At 30.4% G+C, this 6,404-nt stretch carries 8 protein-coding genes; 6 read left to right on the top strand and 2 right to left on the bottom strand.

What is annotated here, in order from left to right; translation table 11 throughout:
- Positions 1-89: 89 nt before the first annotated feature.
- Together N5D90_RS05575 and N5D90_RS05570 are read left to right on the top strand one after the other, a co-directional pair.
- Positions 90-560, top strand: a complete 471-nt coding sequence (locus tag N5D90_RS05575) for a hypothetical protein (RefSeq protein ID WP_280061848.1) — start codon at positions 90-92, stop codon at positions 558-560.
- A 32-nt stretch (positions 561-592) separates the two neighbouring features.
- Positions 593-1,306 (top strand): hypothetical protein, encoded by a 714-nt coding sequence (locus tag N5D90_RS05570; RefSeq protein ID WP_280061847.1) that lies wholly within the window; start codon positions 593-595, stop codon positions 1,304-1,306.
- Positions 1,307-1,538: 232 nt separating this feature from the next.
- Here the strand turns inward: N5D90_RS05570 and N5D90_RS05565 are convergent, their stop codons facing one another.
- Together N5D90_RS05565 and N5D90_RS05560 are read right to left on the bottom strand one after the other, a co-directional pair.
- Complete coding sequence (locus N5D90_RS05565; RefSeq protein WP_114998930.1) at positions 1,539-1,919, bottom strand: PUR family DNA/RNA-binding protein; 381 nt, start codon at positions 1,917-1,919, stop codon at positions 1,539-1,541.
- A 117-nt stretch (positions 1,920-2,036) separates the two neighbouring features.
- The gene (locus N5D90_RS05560; protein ID WP_280061846.1) at positions 2,037-3,794 is read right to left on the bottom strand and encodes an ABC transporter ATP-binding protein; all 1,758 of its coding nucleotides are present in this window, start codon (positions 3,792-3,794) and stop codon (positions 2,037-2,039) included.
- Here N5D90_RS05560 and nusB point away from each other — a divergent pair.
- From nusB to coaE, 4 genes are all read left to right on the top strand, one after another.
- Complete coding sequence (nusB, locus tag N5D90_RS05555; RefSeq protein WP_280061845.1) at positions 3,785-4,807, top strand: transcription antitermination factor NusB; 1,023 nt, start codon at positions 3,785-3,787, stop codon at positions 4,805-4,807. The two genes, N5D90_RS05560 and nusB, sit on opposite strands and share 10 nt — an antisense overlap.
- A gap of 44 nt (positions 4,808-4,851) precedes the next feature.
- Complete coding sequence (locus tag N5D90_RS05550) at positions 4,852-5,343, top strand: DUF1573 domain-containing protein (RefSeq protein WP_114998927.1); 492 nt, start codon at positions 4,852-4,854, stop codon at positions 5,341-5,343.
- A gap of 24 nt (positions 5,344-5,367) precedes the next feature.
- Complete coding sequence (yajC, locus tag N5D90_RS05545) at positions 5,368-5,724, top strand: preprotein translocase subunit YajC (protein ID WP_125350678.1); 357 nt, start codon at positions 5,368-5,370, stop codon at positions 5,722-5,724.
- 70 nt (positions 5,725-5,794) lie between these two features.
- Positions 5,795-6,397 carry a dephospho-CoA kinase gene (coaE, locus tag N5D90_RS05540; RefSeq protein WP_280061844.1) on the top strand — a complete coding sequence of 201 codons (603 nt, stop codon included), beginning with the start codon at positions 5,795-5,797 and terminating at the stop codon, positions 6,395-6,397.
- The last annotated feature ends 7 nt before the right edge of the window (positions 6,398-6,404 follow it).

Here is a 6,404-nt window from a genome sequence, read left to right as displayed (position 1 = left end):
TCAGAATCTCACAAGATGCAAAGCTGAAATAAACTCTGCATAAGCTTGACATTTATATAAACAACCTTATCTTTATAAAAATCAACTACATGAAAATATTTAATTTATTTAATAAAAAAAGGAAAGTAGATAATAATTCTGTTCGATCAAACTTTACTAATAAAGAATTGAAATATTATGATAAGCATGTTGATTTTTATTACACTAATTTAATAAACTCGATTATATTGTTCACTTATGATACAAATAAATTAGATGCATTGGCTCCTATATTACTTGATCCGTTAACTGAACTATATGAAGAATTGGATTATGCTTTTATTCCAGTTTTATTTGAAACAGTTTTTTATAATAATCTAATAGATGAATCTTTCAGAAATGATTTACTGCAGTTTAAGGAGAAAGTTGATAAAATTCCAAATGAAATTTGGGATTGGGAATATATAGATACTCATGATGAGTGGAAAAAATTAAAAATTGAAGCTGATATTTTACTTAATAAAATAGGAATTTTCACAAGAATTTTTGACCTTAAATATCAATCTACAATAACAAAATAAAACATTGTTCATAATTTTATGTAAATCACTTTATGAAATATATATTATTAATCTTTTTTACAACATCTATAAACTTGTTTAGCCAAAACGCAATATTTTCAGAAGTTAAGCTAACACAAGATAGTGATACATCATTTTGGTTCAAAAGAGAAATCGATATTACGAAAAGAATCAACCACTCTGAACCAAATTCTAAAAATGATTATTTTAAAATAAGTAATCTTGATTATAATCTCGAAATTTCTAATAACATTGGCAAAATCACATTAATAGTATATGAATATTTTGAAGGATTTAGAACACCTGAAATTTATTCGAAATCATTTCAACTTAATTCTTCTCAAACAGAGAAGATACTCAACTTAAAAGACAGCCTAACTATTTCTAAGATTCCTAGTGATACATACATTGAAAAATGGACGCAAGGAGTTGATGGCATTATATATATTCTTGAAGAGAAAAAAGGGAATTCTTATTCTTTTAAAAAGTATTGGACACCAAGTGCGCAAAAAAGATTTGAAGAATCTATTTCTTTGAATTACTTTTTTAATGAAGTAGAGAAAATAATTGACTACCATTTACTTAAAAATCAATTTGAAAAATCGATTCCTTTTTATGGTTATTCATATAGAGGTTCAATGGTTATAATTAATAGAATTTCGAGAGATAAAAAATATAGAAAATATAAACGTATCAAGAAAAAACAACTCAAAAAAGTTAATATTTCTGATTATATAGATTTTTAGATAATACAAATTCTCTTTCAAGATGTTTCGATACGATTTTCTTATTCTAACGAATCGAAAATCACTCAACATGACAATTAAAACTAGCTTTTTGTTTATCAATTAATTTCGAAACAATGTCATTCTGGCATTAGAATGAATCTCTAAACATTTCAATTCTATAAAACTCAAAATAAAAACCTCCGCTCAATAATTTGAGCGGAGGTTTCTTTTTACGCATATTTAGTAAAGTCTATATATCGTCAAAATCGATATTGGTAAAAGATTCAACTTGCGTTTCTTCTTTACTCACAACTTTATTTTTTGGATCAAAATCTTTTTGATGTCTTTCCGAAATTACCTCTTGTCCTTTTTGTGCAAAAACAAAATCGGTCGTTTCGTCTAACATATCTTTGAAACTTTCAAAATCTTCTTTGTACAAGTAGATTTTATGTTTTTTGTAATACACATTTCCATCGTCCTGCGTATTTTTTTTACTTTCTGTAATAGTCAAGTAATAATCACCTGCTCTTGTTTCGCGAACATCGAAGAAATAAGTTCTTCTTCCAGCCCTTAATACCTTTGAAAAGACTCCTTCTGCATCCACCTTTTCTTGGTTTTCAAAATCATTCATAAGTCTAAATAGAGTTTAATTGTTAAATGTTTCCTAACAAATCTAAAAAAAATTAAGAAAACAACAACATTTTAAACAATTATTTTCTATTATTTTATTAAATATCTATAAATAAACTTAATCTAGCAGTTGTTTATTGTACAATTCATAATAATAACCATGCTTATTTAATAATTCGCTGTTAGAACCATTTTCTAAAACATGACCATCTTCTAAAACCAAAATCTGATCAGCGCGCTTTGCAGAAGACACACGATGCGTAATAATGATGGTTGTTTTCCCATTAATCTCAGAAGATAAATTATTTAAGATTTGTTCTTCAGTTTCTGTATCTACAGCTGACAAACTATCATCAAAGATTAATATTTGAGGATCATTTACCAATGCACGAGCAATAGAAACACGTTGTTTTTGACCTCCAGAAAGTGTCACACCACGTTCACCAACAACTGTTTCGTAACGTTCTTTAAATCGATCAATGTTATCATGAACAACCGCTTTCTTCGCAAAAATTTCAGCCGTTTGCTCATCTGTATCGTCAGAACCAAACAAAATATTATTGGTTAGCGAATCCGAGAAAAGGAAAGCTTCTTGCGGAACATAACCAATTTCTTCTCGAATAGATTCTACATTAATATCATGAATATTTTTACCATCAATCAAAATTTCACCAGAAGTTGGTTCCAACGAACGCGCAACCAACAAAGCAATTGTCGATTTTCCTGAACCAGTTTTTCCAAGAATCGCTAAAGTTTCACCTTTATTAATTTTGAATGAAACATTATCCAACGCCTTAATTCCAGTGTTTTCGTAGATATACGTCACATTCTTAAATTCGATTGTACCTTCTACTTCATGATTCACTAATTGTTTTTCTTTTACATCAGTTTCAGCATTCAAAAATTCGTTGATACGAGACATTGACGCTTCTGCACGCTGCACAACCATCGTAATCCAACCCAAAGAAGTAAATGGCCAAATTAACATATTTAGGTAAAGGAAAAATTGAGCAATAGAACCAATATCCATTGTTCCTTCTATATATTTTACTCCTCCCAAATACAAAATCACCAAATTACTCACTCCAACTACAACAACCATCAAAGGACCAAAAGCTGCTTGAATTTGAGCTAAATTAAGCGCACGTTTCTGATATTCGTCTGCTTCTACTTCGTATTTAGATTTTATAAATTCTTCTGAATTGAATGATTTTATCACGCGAATTCCAGCAAAAGTATCTTGTACAGACGACGAAATCGTAGATTGTTGTTCTTGTACGCGCTTACTTTTTTTGTTAATATTTCGTGCAACATTATAGATTAACAATGATAAAATAGGCAAAGGAGCCAATGTATAAAGCGTTAATTGTTTATCAATTTGCAACATAAAATACGCAATGATCACAACTCGCGATACCAAATCAATCGGATACATAATTCCAGGTCCAAGGTACATACGCACCAATCCGACATCTTCTGTAATCCGATTCATCAAATCGCCCGTTTTGTGTTTTTTATAAAAGGACAACGATAATTTTTGATATTTATCGTAAATCACATTTTTCAAATCGAACTCAATATAACGCGATGCCACAATAATCATTTGTCGTGTACCAACCGTCAAAACTCCTCCCAAAACTTTAAAAAAGAAAAAAGCCAAACTGGCATACATCAAACCATCTTTCAAAAGATCGAGATTATCTGTTCCTTCCTTCTTAAAATTTCGTAGCAATTCTTCAACTGTATTGATTGCTTCTCTAATATATGTAACGGAATAAACCTGTACCCAATTGGCACAAATCGTAAAAATGAAGCCCAAAAATATTCTCCATTTATACTTCCATAAAAATTTATTTAACTTTTGTAATGATTTCACAAAACAAAATTACATTCTTTTTTTTACCTTTGCATCAATTTATTAGACGTTATATCATTGAAATTATGTTGGGAAGAAGACAACTACGCGAAAAAGTAATGCAGAATATCTATGCTTACAATAGTTTAGGAACTGAAGGCGAAGAAAGAGCGGTCGAGAAAAATATGATGAAAAGTATCGATCAAATCTACGATTTGTACATTTATCTCCTAAATTTGATTAAAGTTCAAAAGGACATTGCAGAGCATAAAATTGAACTTGCAAAATCAAAAAACTTTCCAACCCAAGAAGATTTAAATCCAAATTTAAAATTTGTTCAGAATAAAGTATTCAAAATTATTGAACAAAATCTTGAATTAACTCGTTATTCTACTGACAACAAATTTTTACTTTGGGATATTTATGATTCTTATCCAAACAATATCTTTAAAAATTTGACAGAAAGCGAATTGTATAAAACGTATATGAGCAGCGACAAACATTCTTTTGAGGAAGACAAAGAATTTATCTTGAACTTTTTCGTAGAATTTATTGCTGAATATGAAGATTTGCACGATTACTTAGAGGGAATTCAAATTACATGGGCAGACGATGTACATATTGCAAATGCGATGTTACATACAACGATAAAATCGTTCCGTCAAAATAGTTCTCCGTTGATTTCTTTGTTCAAAGTTTACAAAGATTTAGATGACAAAAAATTTACTGAAGAATTATTCCGTAAAACTATTCGTTACCAAGCAGAAACAAGAAAAATTATTGATGAAAAAGCTCAAAACTGGGAATTAGATCGTATTGCGACAATCGATTTGATTATTTTAGAAATGGCTTTGACAGAATTTTTATATTTCTCAAATATTCCTGCAAAAGTTACAATCAACGAATATGTGGAATTAGCGAAGAGTTATTCGACAGAAAAATCGCGTGTTTTTGTTAACGGAATCTTAGATAAAACATTAAAAGAGTTAAAAGACAATAATAATTTACCAAAATACGGTAGAGGTTTATTATAATCACTATTTTTTCTTAATTTTGACTAAGACAAATAATTATAAAAATGAAAAGTAAATTATTTATATTAGGTGCATTTGCATTATCATTCGCAATCAGCTCTTGTGGAGAGAAAAAAGCTAGCGATAATTTTACAGCTGAAGAAACAGCTCAACAAGCTGAAAATGTTGTAGATCCAGCTACAGCTCCAGTTTTAACATTAGCAGAAGCAAATCACGATTTTGGAGATGTAAAAGCTAACAATAAAGTAGAAACATATATCAAGTTCAAAAACGATGGTAAATCTCCATTAGTTATTCGCGACGCGTCTGCAACTTGTGGTTGTACTGTTCCTGAATTCCCTTCTACTCCAATTGCAGTAGGAGCTACAGATTCTATCAAAGTTGTGTACACAGCTGGAAACATGAACGGAAAGCAACAAAAAACAGTAACTTTAGTAACTAATACAACAAATGGTCACGAGAAATTTGACATTTCTGCAAACGTTGTTGGAGCTACTGCAAATGACCAAAATGCGCAACAAGCATTTGGACAATAAGTATTAAATCGATAAAATATAAAAATGATTCAAACAATCTTTTTACAAGCTGGTGCACAAGGCGGAGGAATGTCTATGCTTTTGATGTTCGGAGGGATGTTCGTAATTATGTACTTTTTCATGATTCGTCCTCAACAAAAGAAAGCGAAACAAGAAAAACAATTTCAAACGGATATCAAACGTGGTGATCAAGTTGTAACAACTTCTGGAATTCACGGAAAAATCAACGAAATTTATGACGACGCTGTTATCATCGAAACTGGAGCTGGAAAAATTAAATTTGAAAAGGCTGCAATTTCTCGCGAATTAACTGCTGCACGTTATTCAAAAACGACTGACAAAGCTGAGAAATCGGAAAAAGCAGTAGAAGAAAAAAACTAAGTTTAAGGTTAACATATATTTAACTGATTGCCGAAGGAATTATTCTTCGGCATTTTTTTAACTTCAAACCATGAAAAACAACCAACCTTTTGTAGCAGGAATTACTGGCGGAATAGGCTCTGGCAAAAGTACAGCAGCAAAATTCTTCGAAGAATTAGGTATTCCGGTATATAATTCTGACACAAGAGCGAAAACGATTCAGAATGAAAACTCTGAAGTAAAAGTTAAAATTATTGCAGCTTTTGGTGAAGAAGCGTACAATGAAAATGGTTTGAATAAACCATTTATATCAAAACAAGTTTTTCAGAATAATGAAAAATTGAAGCTATTAAATTCAATTGTTCATCCAGCAGTTTTCCAAGATTTTGAGGATTGGAAAAAAGCTCAAAAATCGGATATTGTAATGAAAGAAGCTGCCATTTTAATAGAAAGTGGTAGTTACAAAGATTGCGATGTTGTGATAAGTGTAGTGGCCGATATAGAAACGCGAATTGCACGAACTATAGAAAGAGATGGTTTATCACGAGAAGAAATTCGTGCGAGAATAAACAATCAGATTTCGGACGAAGAACGAATTGCTAAATCAGATTTTATTATTGATAATAATGGCGATTTAGCTCACTTGAAAAATGAAGTGGAACAAACGTTTATCAAAATCAAAAAAATGATTTAATCGTCCA

The organism is Empedobacter sp. GD03797 (genome assembly GCF_029842105.1).
Taxonomy (GTDB): Bacteria; Bacteroidota; Bacteroidia; order Flavobacteriales; family Weeksellaceae; genus Empedobacter; species Empedobacter falsenii_C.
This window is presented reverse-complemented; position numbering and strand designations above follow the sequence as displayed.